This is a genomic window from Campylobacter insulaenigrae NCTC 12927, from assembly GCF_000816185.1.
Classification (GTDB): Bacteria; Campylobacterota; Campylobacteria; order Campylobacterales; family Campylobacteraceae; genus Campylobacter_D; species Campylobacter_D insulaenigrae.
The window spans coordinates 1,398,244-1,415,833 of the sequence record NZ_CP007770.1; the positions used below are offsets into that span (position 1 = coordinate 1,398,244).

Sequence of the window (17,590 nt, forward strand, 5' to 3'; positions counted from 1 at the left end):
ATTTTATTTTTATTTAACATTTTGTTATAAAATTATTCACTTTTTATAATTCACTATTTAGGAGTCATTATGGAATTTTTAGAACTTTTGTTAATTCTAATTGCCATAATCTTAATGATAGCAAAACCAGAAAAAGAAAAGCTTGCTTTTTCTATACTTGTAATATCATGGGCTATTATGGTATTTGACTATTTAGGTCGTAAATCAGGCGCAATTTTAAGCCTAATCAATTTATAAGGTGGAATATATGTGTGATATTAATAAAACTAAATTCTTTTATTTTTTAATGTGTCTAGCAGGGTTTTTAATTATTTTATTACCTGTAGGTATAGCAAATTTAATATTTGGCTATGTATTGGCTGATAGTCCTTGCACATCTTGTTGGGGACAAAGAGAATCTATGGTTTTCATTGGTGTGGCCGCTTTATTTATAGTTCGCTATGGTGTTAAAGGTAAATTTTTAGCTTTTCTTTTAATAGCAACGGCTTTTGGATTATGGCAATCATTCAATCACATTGCAGGTCATGCTCATCGTGATCTTGATCAAGGTTTTGGCTTACCTATTTTTGGCTTACACACTTATTTTTGGGCTGAAGTAGTTTTTTGGGCAGTAGTGTTGTTATTAGGTGTAATTTTTGCATTTGCTCCTAAGTTTGGTTCATTTGAAAAAGAAATGGAAGGATCAAGCTTTAGACAACTCACCAAATTTAATTTAATAGCAATGAGCATAACAGCTCTTATTATAGCTTCTAATGTATTTCAAGCTTTTGTAAGTACAGGTATCCCTCCATATAGTGGACAAGGTGATCCAGTGCGTTTTAGTTTAAATCCAAAATACATAATCTGGGATGATTCTGGATGGAATAAAAGATGGAATGGTATATCTTTCTTAGGTAAGCGTGATGTTAAAGAACCTGATTTTGCATTTGCACCAGCAAGTGATAAACTTGGCATCAAATTCGATAATAATATTAGCAATAGTCCATTTACACATATTGATGAAAATTTAAAAATTATTAATGAAATGAAAATTGACATTGCAAAACCTCTTAATACGCTTGATTATATTAATGGAGAATATGTAGCAAGCTCAAAATATGACGTATATTTTCTAGACAATAGCTTCAAAATTAAAGAAGATTTTATTTTAGATCCATATTTTTCTGCTACTATTAATCCAATAGTTGGAATTATTCCTTATTTAGATGATAAGTATATCTTAATGGGCTCAAACAAAACATTTTTAAGATTTGGTAAAAATCCAAATGCAGATGATGCTTTACAATATGCTGATTTTATGAAAGGTTCAGATAAATTTGAAGGACAAGGAAAAGATTTGGGTCGTGGAAGAATTGATACTATAAGAGCTAAATTCAATCACATTGCAAGCACTGCAACTGATAATGATTTTATGTATGTTGCAACTACTCCAAATAATAAAGATATGAAAACTTTTGTTATTTCTAAAATTTCATTAGCCGACAGAGTACTTTCAGCTGAATTTACACCGAAAGCAAAATTAAAAGAAAATAAAACTCTAGGTGATCTTTATATTACTTCTATGACTTATAAAGATGGCAAGCTTTATGCATTAAGTAAAAATCACAATGTTATTGCGGTAATAGACTTAGATAAAGAAGAAATTGTAAAAACTATTTCTTTCCCTGAAAACATTACCAATGCAAGAAGCTTATTCTTTAAAAATGGAAAAATCAACATTCTTTCTTATCAAGATAATGCAAATATTCTTTACGCACTTGATTAATTTCTTAGAGCTTTAGCTCTAAGAAATGTTTTTAAGTTTTATAAATAAAAACTAAGGTAAAATAACAATTTTTTAAGGGGTTGTTGTTGAATCGCATATTTGAGCAAAAGCAATGTCAAACTATGGCAGAAGAAATAAAAAAAAATACCTTTATAAATGAAGAATTATTTAAAGCATTTTGTTCTACTCCAAGAGAAATCTTTTCACCTTTAAAAACTCATGCTTATAGACTTGATGCACTTCCTTTAATGGGAAATCAATGGATAAGCTCTCCATTAACCGTAGCAAAAATGACAATGGCACTTGATTTTAAAGATGCTGATAGCATCTTAGAAATAGGATGTGGTAGCGGGTATCAAGCAGCCATTTTGAGTAAACTTATAAGAAGAGTTTTTACAATAGAACGCATAGAAAAATTGGCAATTGGTGCTATGGAAAAATTCAAAACCTTAAATTATTCAAACATACATGTGAAATTTGATGATGGTCAAAATGGATGGAAAAACTATGCTCCATATGATAGAATCTTACTCTCTGCTTATATAGAACAAATACCAAATATTTTATTTGATCAACTAGAAGAAAATGGAATTTTAGTCGCACCTTTATTAATAGGAAATCAACAATTTATCACAAAATTTATTAAAAAAAATAATGAAATTACCAAAGAAATTTTAGAAGAATGTCTTTTTGTTCCTATTAAAAATGGTAAAGAATAATATTTACAAAATAAAAATTAAGTTTTGAATCTGTTCTAAATTCTTTTTAAAAAATCTTAAATTAAGATCAACACTGATTTTTAAATCAGCGAAAAAAGGATTTTTCAAACATGCTATAAGCAAAAAATCATTTTGTTTGAGTATTTTTTGCGTAGAAAATTCTTTTTCTTTAACTTTTTCAAAAATATTATCATTTGTAATATTAATATCTTGTTTTAAATTTTTACTATACATTAAAACACCACAAAAAAAATTTCCAAATTCATCTTTAAATTTGACATCATATAATGTAAAATTTTTAAATACAAAAGAATTTTGAGAATGATAAGTTTTTAAAGCAAAATCAAAACCAATTTTGTTAAATTTTTTTTCTTGAAAGCCCTCTTTGTAAAAAGTTGCATTGTTTTGTTTTAAGAACTCTTCACATATTTTTATAGTGAGTTCATTACGACCCCACATAAGTTTTTTCCCTAAAACTCTAAAAAATAAAACTCCTGCTAAAACTCCACCAAACAAAGCAATAATAATATCTTGAGTAAATTGAAATATCAGAAAAAATATAATTAAGGCTTCTACAAAAGATAAAATTTGTAAAGCCTTGAGTCTTTTATTTAAACCTAGGCGTATAGCCTCAAAATCCATTAAGATTTAGCCTTTTCCATTCGTTTTCTTTGAGTTGGATCAAGATATCTTTTTCTTACTCTAATATTTTGTGGTGTAACCTCAACAAGTTCATCTTCTTCTATCCATTCCAATGCTCTTTCAAGACTTAATTTTCTAGGTGGCACTAATTTAATAGCATCATCACTTCCACTTGCTCTAACATTGGTTAAATTCTTACCTTTAATTGGATTTACGTCTAAATCATTTGGACGAGAATGTTCGCCTATAATCATTCCTGTATAAACTTTAGTTTGAGGTTCTATAAACAACACGCCTCTATCTTGTAAGTTAAATAAAGAATATCCTAAAGCCACACCATTTTCCATAGAAATCAATGCCCCGTTGTTCCTTTTTTCAACTGCACCACTAAATGGACGAAACTCTAAAAAACTATGATTCATTACACCTTCACCTTTAGTATCTGTCAAAAATTGACTTCTAAAGCCAATAAGCCCGCGTGCTGGAATTTCAAATTCAAGTCTAGTTTGCCCATCACCTGTTGGGGTCATAGTTTTCATTTCAGCTTTTCTTTTTCCTAGTTTTTCTATTACAACTCCTGTAAAATCATCTGGAACATCAATTACCAAATGTTCAAATGGTTCAGTTTTAACTCCATCTTCTACCTTGACAATAACTTCAGGTCTTCCCATACAAAATTCAAAACCTTCCCTACGCATATTTTCAGCTAAAATAGTAATTTGAAGCTCACCTCTTCCACTTACTTTGAATTTTCCTTCACCACTATTTTCATATTTCATAGCAATATTTGTTTTCATTTCAGCTTCTAAACGCTCAGCAATTTTATTTGATGTTACATGTTTGCCTTCAGTACCTGCTAATGGACCATCATTAACAGAAAATACTATACTTAAAGTTGGTTCTTCTATATGAAGAGGATCAAGTGGCATAGGATTATTAGGATCAACCACACTATCACCCACATCTAAGGCTTCAAAACCAGCAATAGCTACTATATCTCCAGTTCCAGCCTCTTCAATGTCAGTCCTCTCTAATCCCATAAAACCAATTAATTTAGAAATTCTACCATTTACTTTTGTACCATCAGCCTTGGCTAGCATCACATTTTGATTTTTTTTCACTTTGCCATTAAAAATTCTAGCTATACCTATTTTGCCCACAAAATTATCATATCCTAAAGTAAAAACTTGAAGTTGCAAAGGATTCTCATCGCTACCACTTGGTGCTGGAACACGCTCAAGAATAGTCTTAAATAACGGTTCCATATTATCATTACTATCATCTAAATTAAGTTTTGCATAACCATTTTTTGCAGCAGCATAAACCACAGCAAAATCAAGCTGTTCATCATTTGCTTCTAATGCAACAAAAAGATCAAAAATTTCATTAATTACGCGCTCAGAATCTGCTGCTGGTTTATCAATTTTATTAATTACAACTATAGGTTTAAGTCCTAAAGACAAAGCTTTCTTTACCACAAATTTTGTTTGGGGCATAACTCCTTCTTGTGCATCAACTAAAAGCAACACCCCATCTACCATTTTCAAAACACGCTCAACCTCACCTCCAAAATCAGCGTGTCCTGGAGTGTCAATAATGTTAATTTTAGTACCTTTATAATCAATAGCAGTATTTTTTGAAAGTATAGTAATGCCTCTTTCTTTTTCTATGTCATTACTATCCATCACTCTCTCTGCTATTTGTTCACGCTCGCTAAAAGTACCTGATTGTTTTAATAATTCATCTACCATAGTTGTTTTACCATGATCAACGTGAGCTATAACAGCTATATTCCTAATATTATCCAAGTTTATCTCCAAAGCTTAATTTTTAAAGTCTAACATTATATATAAAAAATACTTAAAAATTAAAATCCAAAATTTGGAACATTTATTGCTTTTATTTTCGAAGTTATTATTTTTAAGGAGAAAAATATGTCAAACTTAGACACACAAATTTTAGATGCTAATTTACAAAAACAAGGAATTTCAGTTTTAAATAGCGAATATTTTATGGAGCTTTTAAATTATTTAGAAGTTAGTAAATCAAAAAAAGAATTAAATTATGCAAAGTTATCAGGAGAAATCAGCGAAATTTTAGATGATGTGCATAATGAAAATGCCATTTTAAATGCTAAAAATATAGAAGAATTATTAGTTATTTTTAAAAATTTTAACATTTCACATGAAAATTTAAAAATTGATTGCGCTTTAAAACTTCAAAATTTATTTCCAAATTTAGCAAAAAGTAATTTTATTGTAGGTTAATTTATGTCAAATATACACACTGGAGAGGCTTTAAATATATTAAGTCTCTCACCAAAAAACAAAAATACATCCAAAGATACAGAGTCAAACGATAAAGAAGGATTCTTAGAATCTTTAATTCAAGCAATTGATGGAAAAGATTTAAATAATTATAAAACTTCAAATAGTAAAAAATCTCATATAAATAAAAACAGCACTTCTTCAAGCGAAAATAAAATGCTTGATGAAAAAGGTGCTACAAAATTATTTGAAAATGCAAATTTTATGCAAATTTTATCTTTACTAGAAATGTTACAAAGTAATAGTAAAGATATTAAACTTAATAAATTAATCAAAAACAATACAGCAATTTTAAATGTTGAAAAAAATATTCATAAACTAAAAAATATTAAAAATATAAATGAACTTTTAAATATAGCAAAAGATCTTGGTTTGAATGTAAAAAATATTAAATTTGAACAAATACAAGATTTAAAAAAATATTTTCCAAATTTAGATAAAAAAAGTTTTTTTGATATAAAAAACACAAGTAAAACTAGTGTTTTTCAAGATTTAATTAATCAAAAAATTTCAAATTTGTTAAAAGAAGAATCTAAACAGAAAAAACCTGCTGTCAAAAACAAAGATAACGATTCTGCTTCTTTATTAGCTTCTGCATTAAAGAATATTGATTTATCTAAAAAAACTACAAAAGTAGATAACAATGAAAATGATAAAAAAATAACTTCAAAAGAACATATTGATAATAAAATATTGATTAACGAAAAAGATAAGTTAATTGACACAAATAATATTTTAAAATCAAATAAAGATTTAAACGATGGTAAAAAATTAAATGATATAGAAGTAATCAATATGACTCATAATTCTAGCATCAAAAAAGAATTAGAACAATCCAAAGAAAAATCAAATTCTATAACAATTAATAATTTAGAAAATTTCGAAAAAAAAGTTGGTTTTGTATTAGAAAATTCAAAATCAGAAAATTTAAAAAATGCTAAAAAAGAAAGTATTGGTTTAAAAAATCAAAATATCCAAGAAAATAAAACAAATTTTGAAAATCCACTAAATATACAAAACACAACCATAAAAAATCAAAAAAATGAACAAAACACTAATATTGTATCAGATATTTTCACGAGTACAAAAGAAGTTGCAAAAGAAACTAACGAAACTCCACAAGATAATTTAAATTCTTTTGTTAGAGAAATGAATAGAGCCTCTAATCATTTCGTCAAAAATCAAGGAGTACATATAAAAGAAACTTTTAATGATTTTGCCCAAGAATTTAAAGAAAAAGTTGAAAGTTATAAAGCTCCTGTAACTAGATTTAATATCACATTAAATCCAAATAATCTAGGTGAAGTGGAAGTTACTTTAATACAAAGAGGATCAAATCTTAACATTAGTTTTAATTCAAATCAAAATACGCTTAATCTTTTTATACAACACCAAGCTGAATTTAAAAATTCACTAGTAAATATGGGATTTACAAATTTAGAAATGAACTTTAGTGATCAAGGAAAAAAGGACCAAAATAATCAACAAAAACATAAAAAAAATGATGACAGAGAAAAAAATAAGGTGAATTTCGAAAATGAAATTCAGGAAAAACCTAGTTTAAAAATGGTTTTAGCAAAATATTTCTAAATGGAATATTTTTTGCTTTAATATAATAAATTTACAAAAAAAGGATTTTTATGCAAAATATAAACACACAAAACACTCAAAGTCCTTTCGTTTTCAGCTCAAGAGATCTTAAAAATACAAGAGACATCCCTCAAGAAAATAAAGAAAGTGATAAAAATGTAGAAATTTCTCCTAGAGCAAACACTAGAGATTTTAATAACACAGAAAATACTCCTCAAGTAGATAATGGAATTAATAAAAACGATGGTATTATCAGCAATCCAAAAGCAGAGCTTGATAAAGATGCTTTTTTAAAATTACTTTTAATTGAACTTCAACATCAAGATCCTACAGACCCTATGGACACAGAAAAAATGCTTACTCAAACAGCACAGCTTTCTGCACTTGAAATGCAAGATAACACCAATAAGACCATGACTCAACTTGTAAATGCTATGACAAAATTACAAAATTCCATAGCAGCTAGTACAGGTATGAGTGCTTTAGCAGCAGTTGGAAAACTTGCAACGGTTAAAGATAATTATCTAATGGTAGCAGATGATGATATACAATTTCAAATTAATATGTATTTACCTGAAGAACCTCAAAAAGGAAAACAAACCAACATAGAATCAAAAGATTTTGAACTTAAGAAAAATGGTGAAGATAAATTAGATATAAGTGGTAAAGTTGATAAAGAAATAGCAAAACCTGGAGATACTATTCATATAAAATTAAAAGATGATAAAGATCAAGAAGAAACCCTTCAAGCTGTAGTAGGAGAAGATCAAACATTTAAAATACTAGGATACAAACCAACCGTAGATATTAAAACAGCTAAAATAAATTCAGCCTATAAATCAGATAGTGCTCCTGTAACATTCACAGTCTATAATGAAGCTGGAGATCCTGTGAGAACTATAAATGTTAAAGATATGAGTGCAGGTATGAAACAAATTATTTGGGATAGAACCAATGATAGCGGAACACCTGTTCCTTCTGGAAAATACTATGTCAAAGCAAGCTATACAGGAGAATCTGGAAAAGTTGTTAATTCAACTTATGGAGCTTATCCTATAACAGGTGTTAAATTTGAAAAAGGTGAAGCCTTAGTTGGAATGGGCGGAAGCTGGGTTAAATGGGAAGACCTTAAAGAAATTACAGGATAAAATATGTTTACAGCACTTTATAATGGAGTAAATGGGGTAAAATCTCAAAGCTATAGCATTGATAATACAGCTCATAATATTTCTAACGTAAATACAGTCGGATTTAAATACTCTGAAGTTGGATTTAAAGATGTGTTTTATAGCACAATGACGACACAATCTTATAATAAAGGTCAAGCAGGTTATGGAACTTCAGTTGGTTCTATAAATGATACATTTGAACAAGGACCTTTGATGTCAACTGATAATGAATTTGATGTAGCTATTGCTGGAAAAGGGTTTTTTGGAGTATCTAATGGCAATGGTGTATATTACACCAGAAATGGAGCTTTTAAACCTGATGCCAATGGAAATTTAGTAGACTCAAATGGAAATTATGTTCTTGGAACGATGAATCCATCATTGCAAGAAATACCATTAAGCGAAAGAGTTTCAAATATGTTTGGACAACAACTTGGTCAAAAGGTAACAACAGCTCTTACAGGAAAACCAGGAGTAAATTTTCAAATGGGTGGAGTTGGAGCACAAGGTCCTATTTCTGTTCCTAAAAATCTTTATTTACCCCCACAAGCAACTCAAAATATCACTTGGAGTGGTAATTTAGACACAAGTACTAAAACAGAAGCTGTTAATATTGATCTTGATGTGCAAAAATTTACTTTTGCTAAAAATGCCGATGGGACTTTTAATATATCAGGAAGTGTTAAAGACGAACAAATATTTGGTTTAAAACCTGGAACTATGATTTATTTTAATATTACAGATGAAAAAGGTATTACTCAAACACTTCAAGCTACATTAAATGATGATCTATCTTTTAATCTTGAAAACCAAAAATTAGAAAAAATTGATCCACAAAGTGCTAAATTAGAATCATCTCATTTAAGTATGGAAAAAGAGCTTGCTGATAGTTCAGAATTATCTGCAAAACTCATCAACCCTGATGGTTCTATTAATTGGGTAAAAGTTAAACTTGACAGAGTTTTACCTCAAAATGGCACAAACTTAGAATACAAAGCCGTTGCACAAGTATATGATAATAACAATAACAAAATCGGAGGTACAACCGAAGGGTTAATCACTTTTAATGAATCAGGTGCATTGGTAGCAAACACCTTAACTTCAGTTGACAATAATGGAACTAAAGTTAATATTAATCTTGGATCTTTTTATGATCCAAAAATTCCAAATTCAGGATATGATGGATTACATGCTTTAAGCAATAAACAATCTTCTGTACATACGAAAACAGATGGACTTGGAGAAGGTTTTTTAAACAATTATGCTATCAACACAGATGGAACCATAGTAGCTACATTTACCAATGGTGATCAAATTCCTATGGCTAAACTTGCCTTGTTTAATTTTATCAACGAACAAGGTTTAGAAAAACTTGGTGAAAATTTATACGGACAAACTAGCAATAGTGGAGAACCAACATTTTTGCTAAGCAATAACGGAACATTTAGTACAGCAAATTTTAAAGGTTCTTATTTAGAACAATCCAATGTGGATTTGGCGATAGAATTTACTAATTTAATAACTCTACAAAAAGCATATGATTCAAGTAGTAAAAGCATTAGTACAGCTGATCAAATGATTCAAAAAGCTATCAATATGAAACGTTAATTTAATGTTTCATATATTTTTTGATGCAATATAATGTATTTCTTGCTCAAAAAATTCTATCACTCTTTGTTGCACTAAAGATTCTTCCTCGTTTTTATCTAAAAATTTTCTCAATCTATTAAAATTTATCTTTTGAGCATAACGTGGATGAGTTTTTAAAAGAAAGGAAATATTTTTCAGCAAAGAATCTAAACTCAACTCATTTTTTAATACTAAATCAGTATATTCTTTAGTTGTTTGCACTAGTACAGCTTGTCTACTTTTATCATCAGGATAAATTTCTTTTGATATTTCATTTAAAATATCCCACAACTCTGGTTTTATATTTTTATTTGCAACTATAATTGCAGCAAAAGATTTTGCTCTAAATTCTAAAGACAAATGACTTGGAACAAAAATTTCTCTAAATCTAGATAAAAAATTTGCAAATAAATTCACCATTTTACACCTCAATATTTTTTAAGATATTTTAAGATATCATTTTAGTCGCCTTCTTTTAGACCTGTGCAATATTAATTTTAAGCACCGCTTCAGGGTGGGAACACAGCAGAGCACTTGATATTAGTGTGTGCCGCAGTCATCTGGAAGAAGGTTTTTTAGATTTTAAAATACTCTTTGATATCTTCACATATTCTAAAAAAATTTACTCCATTGATAGTTGGATTTGTTTTAAAATACTCATACATTCCAGTAAAACCGCTTTCTAATTCTTTTGATTTAACTCCATAACTAATAGATAAAGCTGCCTCTATAAAAGCTGCAAGTTTATCACAATATTTTAACGCCTTTCCATCAATAGCTTTAAAACGATCCTCATTAACTGCATCTAAACTACCACTATAAACACTAGGTTTGTTATTAAAAATTCTATTTTCAAATTCATTTTTTATAAAAATATTTTCATCTTCTGATTTTTCTCTAATACCTAATATATAACTAAATTCATCTCTAAAAGACAGAGGAATAAAAGGTAAAATTTTTTCATTAATTAACTTCATTTCATATTCATTGATAACTTCATTTAAACCATCTATACCATATTTAACAGGACTTATAATATCTCGCGTTAGACTCTCTGGCAAATCATGAAATAAAGCACAATAAAAATTATTTTCTAATCTACTATTGCAAGCTTTTACCTCTAAAGAATAAAAATAACTTAAAATAGCCACCACTAACATATGTCCTAAAACTGCAGTTTCAGGAATTCTTGGAGTTTGTGCCCAACGCTTTTGAAAACGCAATCGTCCACTTAAGTCAATAATTTTAGCAATTTTTTGATTTAATGCTATTTTTCTTGCTCCAATTAGTTCATAATAATCTTCTAATTCTTCTTCCACTTTAGTCTTAATCTCATCAATATCGTGTAAAAAAGAACTTGTTTGATAAACTATATTAAATTCCCATCTTGTAGCAAAATATGAAGCAGCTTTTAAAATAAGTCTCTCTTTGGTATAGTCTTCCCCTTGCAAGAAATTTTCGTATCTTTTTAAAAATTCACCATTTTCAATATTTTGTATCATAGGAGCGATTTTAGTCAAAACCCAAGCATTTATCTGTGTATTTTTCTGACGTAAAATTTCATGATAAACATCAGGACGGATATCAGTCACAACAACACGACTTAAGAATTCAAAAATACCTGCTTCGATTACAAAACGCACATTGACATCATTTTCCATTTTCGCCATGAAATATGCGATAATAAATTTATGTGCTTGCTTATCAAGCTCCACCAAATTTATCATTTTAGGATAATCATTCCATCTTGATATAGAAGCAGCTTTGAAAATATGTTCTATCAACTCAACGCTAATCATCATTTGCCTTTTTAATTGTGATTTTACTTTATTTTAAAAGCTTTAGCAAATTTATTTTTGTATCTTTATTATAAAAATTTACTAATTTTTAATAATTTTCTACACTTAATTCAAGATAAATTTTTTCTCCCTTGTTAAGTGCTTTATTATGGTAAATACTAAAAATATTACCATCCAAATTTAAAGTAAGCTCATAAAAATCTCCATAAAAATCACATTCTAAAACAAAAGCTTCTAAAGGAGTTGGTATCTTAGAAATTTTAAGGTCATTGGGGCGTAAAATTCCATTTTTTTGATGTAAGTATTCTTTAAAGGCTAAATTAGAAATTTTGTCTATTTCTAATTTGAAAGCCTCACCTAAAAATTTTGCACTTACAATATTTTTAGGAAAATAATACAAGTTATAAGCATCATTATAATCTAAAATTTTTCCCTCATGAATCAATGCTATATGATCAGAAAGGTAAAAAGCATCTTCTTTATCATGAGTTACAAAAATTGCACTAAGCTTGTGCATTTTTAAAATATTTTTAATTTCTTTTCGCATTTTTACACTTAAAGTGTGATTTAAATTCGAAAAAGGTTCATCAAAAAGTATGATTTTTGGTCTAGCAACAATAGTCCTTGCTAAAGCTACTCTTTGAGCTTGTCCACCACTTAGTTCATTAGGATACCGACACAAAAGTTCATTTAAATTTAAAATTTCTAAAAGTTCGTTTAATCGTTGCTCTTGTTCTATTTTACTAAGATTTGAAATACCAAAACAAATATTTTCTTTTACACTAAGATGTGGAAATAAAGCATAATCTTGAAATAAAACACCGACATCACGATTTTGAGGAGGTAGATACAAATTTTTAGAAGCAACTAATTTTTCTTCTATATAAATTTTACCATCATTTATCTCAAAAAATCCAGCTATACAACCAAGCAAAGAACTTTTTCCGCAACCACTCTCGCCTAATATACTTAAAATTTCACCTTCGCTTAAACTTAATGAAATACCTTTTAAAACTTCAACATCAAAAAAAGATTTATATAAATTTTCTATTCTCAACACTTGCATGAATTTTTCCTCTGATTGTTTTTATCTTGTAAATAATGCATTAAAAAAGTTGGGATAATTCCAAAAAGCACTATAATTAAAGAAGGTAAAGCGACATTGTAGATTAATTCTGTTTCACTATATGCAAACACCAAAGATGATAAAGTTTGAAAACCAGATGGAGATAATATAGTAGAAATAGGAAGTTCTTTTAAAATATCCACACAAATAATCACTACAGCTAAAGCTAAATAATATTTCATCAAAGGAAAATGAATACAGGCAAATATCTTAAAAGGTTTAATTTTTAAAGTCAAATTTGCATAATCTATATGCTGTGAAATTCTTTCAAAACCTGATTGAGTAGCAAAAATTCCAGAAGCTAAAAATCTTACAAAATAACCAAAAAATAAAACTAAAAAACCACCACCTACAGCATATTCAAAAGAAAATACATCAAAAATCCAATTTAAAACACCTAAAATTACCAAAATTCCAACAGCCACAACCGCACCAGGCAAAGAATACCCTAAAGTAGCAAGCCAAAGCATTGTTTTTGAAAATTTTGTATTATTTAAACGAATCACAAAACATAAATAAAAAGCCACAAATACAATGCAAAATGAACTAATTAATGAAACACTTAAGCTATACAAAGATGGAGTTAAAATATTATAAAAACTTTGAATAAAATCGAATTTAGCCCAATAAACAAGCCAAATAATAGGCACAATAAAAGCTAAAAAAGCAAGACAAAAGCACCATAAAAAAGCTAAAAAAGCTTTAATACCTTTTAACTCGTCTTTAGGGGTTGGTAAAAACACATTTTGTGTGAAGGATTTTTTACCTCTTTGAATTTTTTCCAATAACATCAATAATGCAATAAAAACAAGCAAAGCTACGCTTAAAGCTACCGCACTAACCTCATCACCTCCACTTCCCCAAGTCCTAAAAATACCAGCACTAAAAGTATCTACACCAAAATATGCAACCAAACCATAATCACTCAAAGTTTCCATTGCAACTAAAAGTAAAGATGAGATTATACCAATACGACAAAAGGGTAGAATAATTCTAAAAAAAGTTTTTAAATTCGAAGCTTTGAGAATTTTCGCACTTAAAATAATACTTCCAAGCCCATGAGAAAAAGAATTTTTAGCAAAAAAATACACATAAGGATAAAGTGCAAAAGACAAAATAACAATGACTCCATAAGAATTCATTATATCAATCCGTCTTTCAATACCTAAAAAAGTAGGAATTAAGCCTTTAAATTCAAATAAATCAATCCAGACAAAACCCATCACATAAGATGGTATAGCTAGAGGTAAAATCAAAAACCATTCAAAAAATTTAGAACCAAAAAATTTATAAAAAGAAATCAAATAAGCACTTACTAAACCTAACACTAAACAGAGTATTAAAGTGCCAAACAAAATTATAGCACTACCATATACATAACGTGGTAAGACATTTTTACTTAAATGTTCTAAAGTACCAATATCTATAAATGGAATATGTAATACAATAGCCAACATAGGCAAAATTATAAGAATACATAAAAAAAAGGTGGGCAAAAGCCACCTTAAACTTAAAAATTTCAAATTCTATTTTTCCTTATCATTTCCAATCAACTTCATCAAATATCATTAAAGCTTCTTTAGCGTTACCCCAATAAGCTTCGAAATTTGGTTTTTCTGATTTAAAATCACCCCAAGATTGTAAAATTTTAGCTGGTTTTACTTCTTTATTGACTGGGTATTCATAATTTTGATTTGTTAGAATTTCTTGAGCTTCTTTTGAAAGCATAAATTCAATAAATTTAATGGCTGCTTCTTTATTTTTAGAAGTTTTTAAAACACCTATACCGCTCACATTAATATGTGTTCCTCTATCATCTTGATTAGGAAAAATCACTTTTACAGAATTTGCAGCTTCTATATCTTGTGGATTTTTAGAATTCGCTAAATGTCCTAAATAATAACTATTTGAAATAGCTACATCACCTTCTTTTGCATAAATAGCACGAATTTGATCGCGATCACCGCCTTTTGGAGTACGAGCTAAATTTTTAGCAATACCGCTTGCCCATTCTTTTGCTTTTTCTTTACCTAAAGTATCTATCATAGCACCCAATAAAGAGATATTATAAACATTATTTGAGCTTCTTACTAAAACTTTACCTTTAAATTTTGGATCAGTTAAATCTTCATAAGTTTTAATTTCTCCATCTTTAATTCTATCTTTAGATGCAATAATAATCCTAGCTCTTGTGGTAAAAGCATACCATTGGTTATTTTTACCTCTTAATTCTTTAGGAGAAAGTTTTTCTAATTCTGGAGAATCAACAGAAACAAAAAGATCACTTGTACGAACTTGCTCCAAATTTCCAGCATCAGCAGTCATAAACAAATCTGCTTTTGAATTTTTACCTTCAACTTCTAATCTCTTAGCAAGTTCATTAGCTTTAGCTTGCACTACATTAATACTAATCCCTGTTTTTTCTTGAAATAATTTAAAAATTCCTTTATCAGCATCATAATGTCTATGAGAATAAATCGTAAGTTCTTGAGCACTTAAACTAACAGCGGCCAATAATGACAATAAAACTAACTTTGTTTTCATTTTAACTTTCCTTAAAAATTAATATTTTGAAATTGATAAGGATTATTATATTATATTTGTCTTTGCATTCGCTTAAGTAAGACATATTAATAATTTCTCATATCTAATTTTAAAAATTAACATTAATCAAGATATTTTATCTCTTATTTTTATACAATATGTAAAAATTTAACACAAGGAAAGTAAATGACTAAAGAAGAAATTCAAATTATCAAAGATTGCGTACCGATTTTACAACAAAATGGTGAAGTACTTACAAGAGAATTTTATAAAATTATGTTTGAAGAATATCCTCAAGTAAAACCTATGTTTAATATGGATAAACAAAATTCGGGAGAGCAACCAAAGGCTTTAGCTTTAGCTATTTTAACAGCTGCTAAAAATATAGAAAATTTAGAAAACATGAGATCTTTTGTAGATAAAGTAGCCATTACTCATACAAATTTAAATGTTAAAGAAGAACATTACCCTATAGTTGGAGCTTGTCTTTTAAAAGCTATAAAAGTTATACTAAATGCTGATGATACAACGCTTAAAGCATGGGAAAAAGCATATGGAATTATTGCTAAATTTTATATAGATATAGAAAAAGAAATTTATGCAAAAAATCAATAATCTTAGGTTAGAGCCTAAGATTATTTTCTTTAATATTTAAAATTTCTCTACTACATTTTTTGCGATATTTTTTATATCTCCTTGTAATTCTTGAATATACCCATCTTGAGCAAGCAAAATTCTATCAGCTATATCAAAATAAGTATCATCATGAGTGATTGCAAAGATGGTAATACCTTTTTGTTTTAAAAGTGGTAATAATTTTTGGTAAAAAAATTTTCTAAACATAGGATCTTGATCAGCTGCCCATTCATCTAGTATCAAAATATCTTTTTTTTCAAGTAAAGCAACTAACATAGCTAAGCGTTTTTTTTGCCCTGCTGAAAGCTTTATAGTGCTAAAATTATCTTCTATAAGTTCTATTTTTTCATCAAGTTCTAAAATTTCTAGCCAATATTTTAAATCTTCTTCTAAAAAATTTTCATCTCTTAAAATTTTTGTAAATAAATGAAAATCACTAAAAATAGCGCTGATTAAAGCTCTATATTTGTATATGTTTTTTAAATTTATTTCCTCATTATCCAAATAAAGCTTCCCATTAAAATTAGTAAAAAGTCCCGCTAAAATCATAGAAAAAGTTGATTTACCGCTACCATTTTTACCTATTAAAAATACAGTATCACCTTTTTGTAATTCAAAATTTATAGGTTTTAAAGAAAATTTTTCACCATAAGCAAAACAAACGTCTTTAAAAACTATTTTTTTCCATTGAATTTTTTTATTTATAATTTTAAAATCTTGTCTATATTCTTGCAAATTAAGCTTTGCAATTTTATCTAAAGCTATTTTTGCCATCAAAATAGTAGGAAAACTTCCTATCATAGATACTAAAGGAGTTCTTAAAAAAAGTATACTTAAAGCTATCGTCGTAGCATTTTCAATACCAGTAAGTTTATATGTTAAAACTATATAAAATTCAACCCCAACCAAAGCTAGCATTGCACTATTGCTCCAATTATTTGACAAAATATGTAAAACATTTCCTATGGTTGAGTTTTTCTTTTTTTTCAATGCATTAAATTCAAATTCACTTTCATAATATTGTTTTGCTCTTAGTGGATTTAAAGTAAGTTCATTATGACCTTGTAAAATATTTTGATAATTTTTTTGTAAAGCATCATCATTTTCCCTTGCACGCTTAAAATAAAAATATACTTTACTCATCAAAAAATGATTTATTACAAATACAAAGACTATCCAAACAAAACATAATAAAAAAATTTCAAAAGAAAGATATGCTATATAAGCACTTGTACAAAATATCAAAACGCTAGATTGGATAAATTCTGGAAAACGCAAAAGCCCAAAAGAAATACTCCTTACATCATTGTTTAAAGATGCAAGTATTCTTGCTTTAGTGGTATTTAATATATTTAAAATACTAGTATCTAAAATTTGCTTTACTACCCTTCTTTGCATTTTAAAAATGAATTTTTGGCCAAAAGAACTAAGAGAAATTTCCACAAAAGATGAACTAAGAAAAAATAAAATTAACAAAAATGCAAAATACACTATAATATTGGGATTTTCAAGATTTGATTTCAGTAAAAATTCATTAATAAATACTAAAGTCAAAACACCAATTAAACTTGTGATAATGCTAAAAAATAAAAAAATAAAAATTTTTATTTTGTTTTCTTTAAATAAAGTTAAAATAAAGCTCAA

16 protein-coding genes and 1 other RNA gene are annotated in these 17,590 nt (G+C 28.0%); 9 read left to right on the forward strand and 8 right to left on the reverse strand.

What is annotated here, in order from left to right; all coding sequences use genetic code 11:
* Positions 1-69: 69 nt before the first annotated feature.
* From dba to CINS_RS07235, 3 genes are all read left to right on the forward strand, one after another.
* Positions 70-237 (forward strand): disulfide bond formation protein Dba, encoded by a 168-nt coding sequence (dba, locus tag CINS_RS07225; protein ID WP_039651135.1) that lies wholly within the window; start codon positions 70-72, stop codon positions 235-237.
* 10 nt (positions 238-247) lie between these two features.
* Positions 248-1,765 carry a disulfide bond formation protein DsbI gene (dsbI, locus tag CINS_RS07230; RefSeq protein WP_039651138.1) on the forward strand — a complete coding sequence of 506 codons (1,518 nt, stop codon included), beginning with the start codon at positions 248-250 and terminating at the stop codon, positions 1,763-1,765.
* Between the two features lie 95 nt (positions 1,766-1,860).
* Positions 1,861-2,484, forward strand: a complete 624-nt coding sequence (locus tag CINS_RS07235; protein WP_256374749.1) for a protein-L-isoaspartate(D-aspartate) O-methyltransferase — start codon at positions 1,861-1,863, stop codon at positions 2,482-2,484.
* A gap of 3 nt (positions 2,485-2,487) precedes the next feature.
* Here CINS_RS07235 and CINS_RS07240 read toward each other — a convergent pair whose 3' ends face one another.
* Both CINS_RS07240 and typA read right to left on the reverse strand, forming a co-directional pair.
* The gene (locus CINS_RS07240; protein WP_039651140.1) at positions 2,488-3,126 is read right to left on the reverse strand and encodes a hypothetical protein; all 639 of its coding nucleotides are present in this window, start codon (positions 3,124-3,126) and stop codon (positions 2,488-2,490) included.
* Entirely contained in the window at positions 3,126-4,934 is a 1,809-nt protein-coding gene (gene typA / locus CINS_RS07245; RefSeq protein WP_039651142.1) for a translational GTPase TypA, read from the reverse strand. The genes CINS_RS07240 and typA overlap by 1 nt, the downstream gene beginning before the upstream one ends.
* A gap of 126 nt (positions 4,935-5,060) precedes the next feature.
* Here typA and CINS_RS07250 point away from each other — a divergent pair, with 126 nt between their 5' ends.
* From CINS_RS07250 to CINS_RS07265, 4 genes are read left to right on the forward strand one after another with little or no spacing between them, the layout of a single operon-like run.
* Entirely contained in the window at positions 5,061-5,393 is a 333-nt protein-coding gene (locus CINS_RS07250; protein WP_039651145.1) for a hypothetical protein, read from the forward strand.
* Between the two features lie 3 nt (positions 5,394-5,396).
* Positions 5,397-7,043 (forward strand): flagellar hook-length control protein FliK, encoded by a 1,647-nt coding sequence (locus CINS_RS07255; protein ID WP_039651147.1) that lies wholly within the window; start codon positions 5,397-5,399, stop codon positions 7,041-7,043.
* Positions 7,044-7,093: 50 nt separating this feature from the next.
* The gene (locus tag CINS_RS07875) at positions 7,094-8,191 is read left to right on the forward strand and encodes a flagellar hook assembly protein FlgD (RefSeq protein ID WP_052251993.1); all 1,098 of its coding nucleotides are present in this window, start codon (positions 7,094-7,096) and stop codon (positions 8,189-8,191) included.
* 3 nt (positions 8,192-8,194) lie between these two features.
* Positions 8,195-9,820 carry a flagellar hook protein FlgE gene (locus CINS_RS07265; RefSeq protein ID WP_039651149.1) on the forward strand — a complete coding sequence of 542 codons (1,626 nt, stop codon included), beginning with the start codon at positions 8,195-8,197 and terminating at the stop codon, positions 9,818-9,820.
* A gap of 9 nt (positions 9,821-9,829) precedes the next feature.
* Here the strand turns inward: CINS_RS07265 and CINS_RS07270 are convergent, their stop codons facing one another.
* The gene (locus CINS_RS07270) at positions 9,830-10,261 is read right to left on the reverse strand and encodes a hypothetical protein (protein ID WP_039651151.1); all 432 of its coding nucleotides are present in this window, start codon (positions 10,259-10,261) and stop codon (positions 9,830-9,832) included.
* 52 nt (positions 10,262-10,313) lie between these two features.
* On the opposite strand from CINS_RS07270, the gene ffs reads away from it, so the two are divergent.
* Positions 10,314-10,411: signal recognition particle sRNA small type (gene ffs, locus CINS_RS07705), an RNA gene on the forward strand.
* Positions 10,412-10,416: 5 nt separating this feature from the next.
* On the opposite strand, the gene CINS_RS07275 is transcribed toward ffs, so the two are convergent.
* The 4 genes from CINS_RS07275 to CINS_RS07290 all read right to left on the reverse strand — a co-directional run bounded on the left by CINS_RS07275 (position 10,417) and on the right by CINS_RS07290 (position 15,310).
* Entirely contained in the window at positions 10,417-11,640 is a 1,224-nt protein-coding gene (locus tag CINS_RS07275; protein ID WP_039651154.1) for an HD domain-containing protein, read from the reverse strand.
* Between the two features lie 88 nt (positions 11,641-11,728).
* Positions 11,729-12,706, reverse strand: a complete 978-nt coding sequence (locus CINS_RS07280; RefSeq protein ID WP_052251994.1) for an ABC transporter ATP-binding protein — start codon at positions 12,704-12,706, stop codon at positions 11,729-11,731.
* The gene (locus CINS_RS07285) at positions 12,694-14,223 is read right to left on the reverse strand and encodes an ABC transporter permease (RefSeq protein ID WP_126437499.1); all 1,530 of its coding nucleotides are present in this window, start codon (positions 14,221-14,223) and stop codon (positions 12,694-12,696) included. Before CINS_RS07285 ends, CINS_RS07280 begins: the two co-directional genes overlap by 13 nt.
* 82 nt (positions 14,224-14,305) lie before the next feature.
* Complete coding sequence (locus CINS_RS07290) at positions 14,306-15,310, reverse strand: Fe(3+) ABC transporter substrate-binding protein (protein ID WP_039651156.1); 1,005 nt, start codon at positions 15,308-15,310, stop codon at positions 14,306-14,308.
* 186 nt (positions 15,311-15,496) lie between these two features.
* Here CINS_RS07290 and cgb point away from each other — a divergent pair, with 186 nt between their 5' ends.
* Complete coding sequence (gene cgb / locus CINS_RS07295) at positions 15,497-15,925, forward strand: single-domain globin Cgb (RefSeq protein WP_039651158.1); 429 nt, start codon at positions 15,497-15,499, stop codon at positions 15,923-15,925.
* 36 nt (positions 15,926-15,961) lie between these two features.
* Here cgb and CINS_RS07300 read toward each other — a convergent pair whose 3' ends face one another.
* Positions 15,962-17,590: a multidrug ABC transporter permease/ATP-binding protein gene (locus CINS_RS07300; RefSeq protein WP_039651160.1), complete on the reverse strand. Its 1,629-nt coding sequence runs from the start codon at positions 17,588-17,590 to the stop codon at positions 15,962-15,964.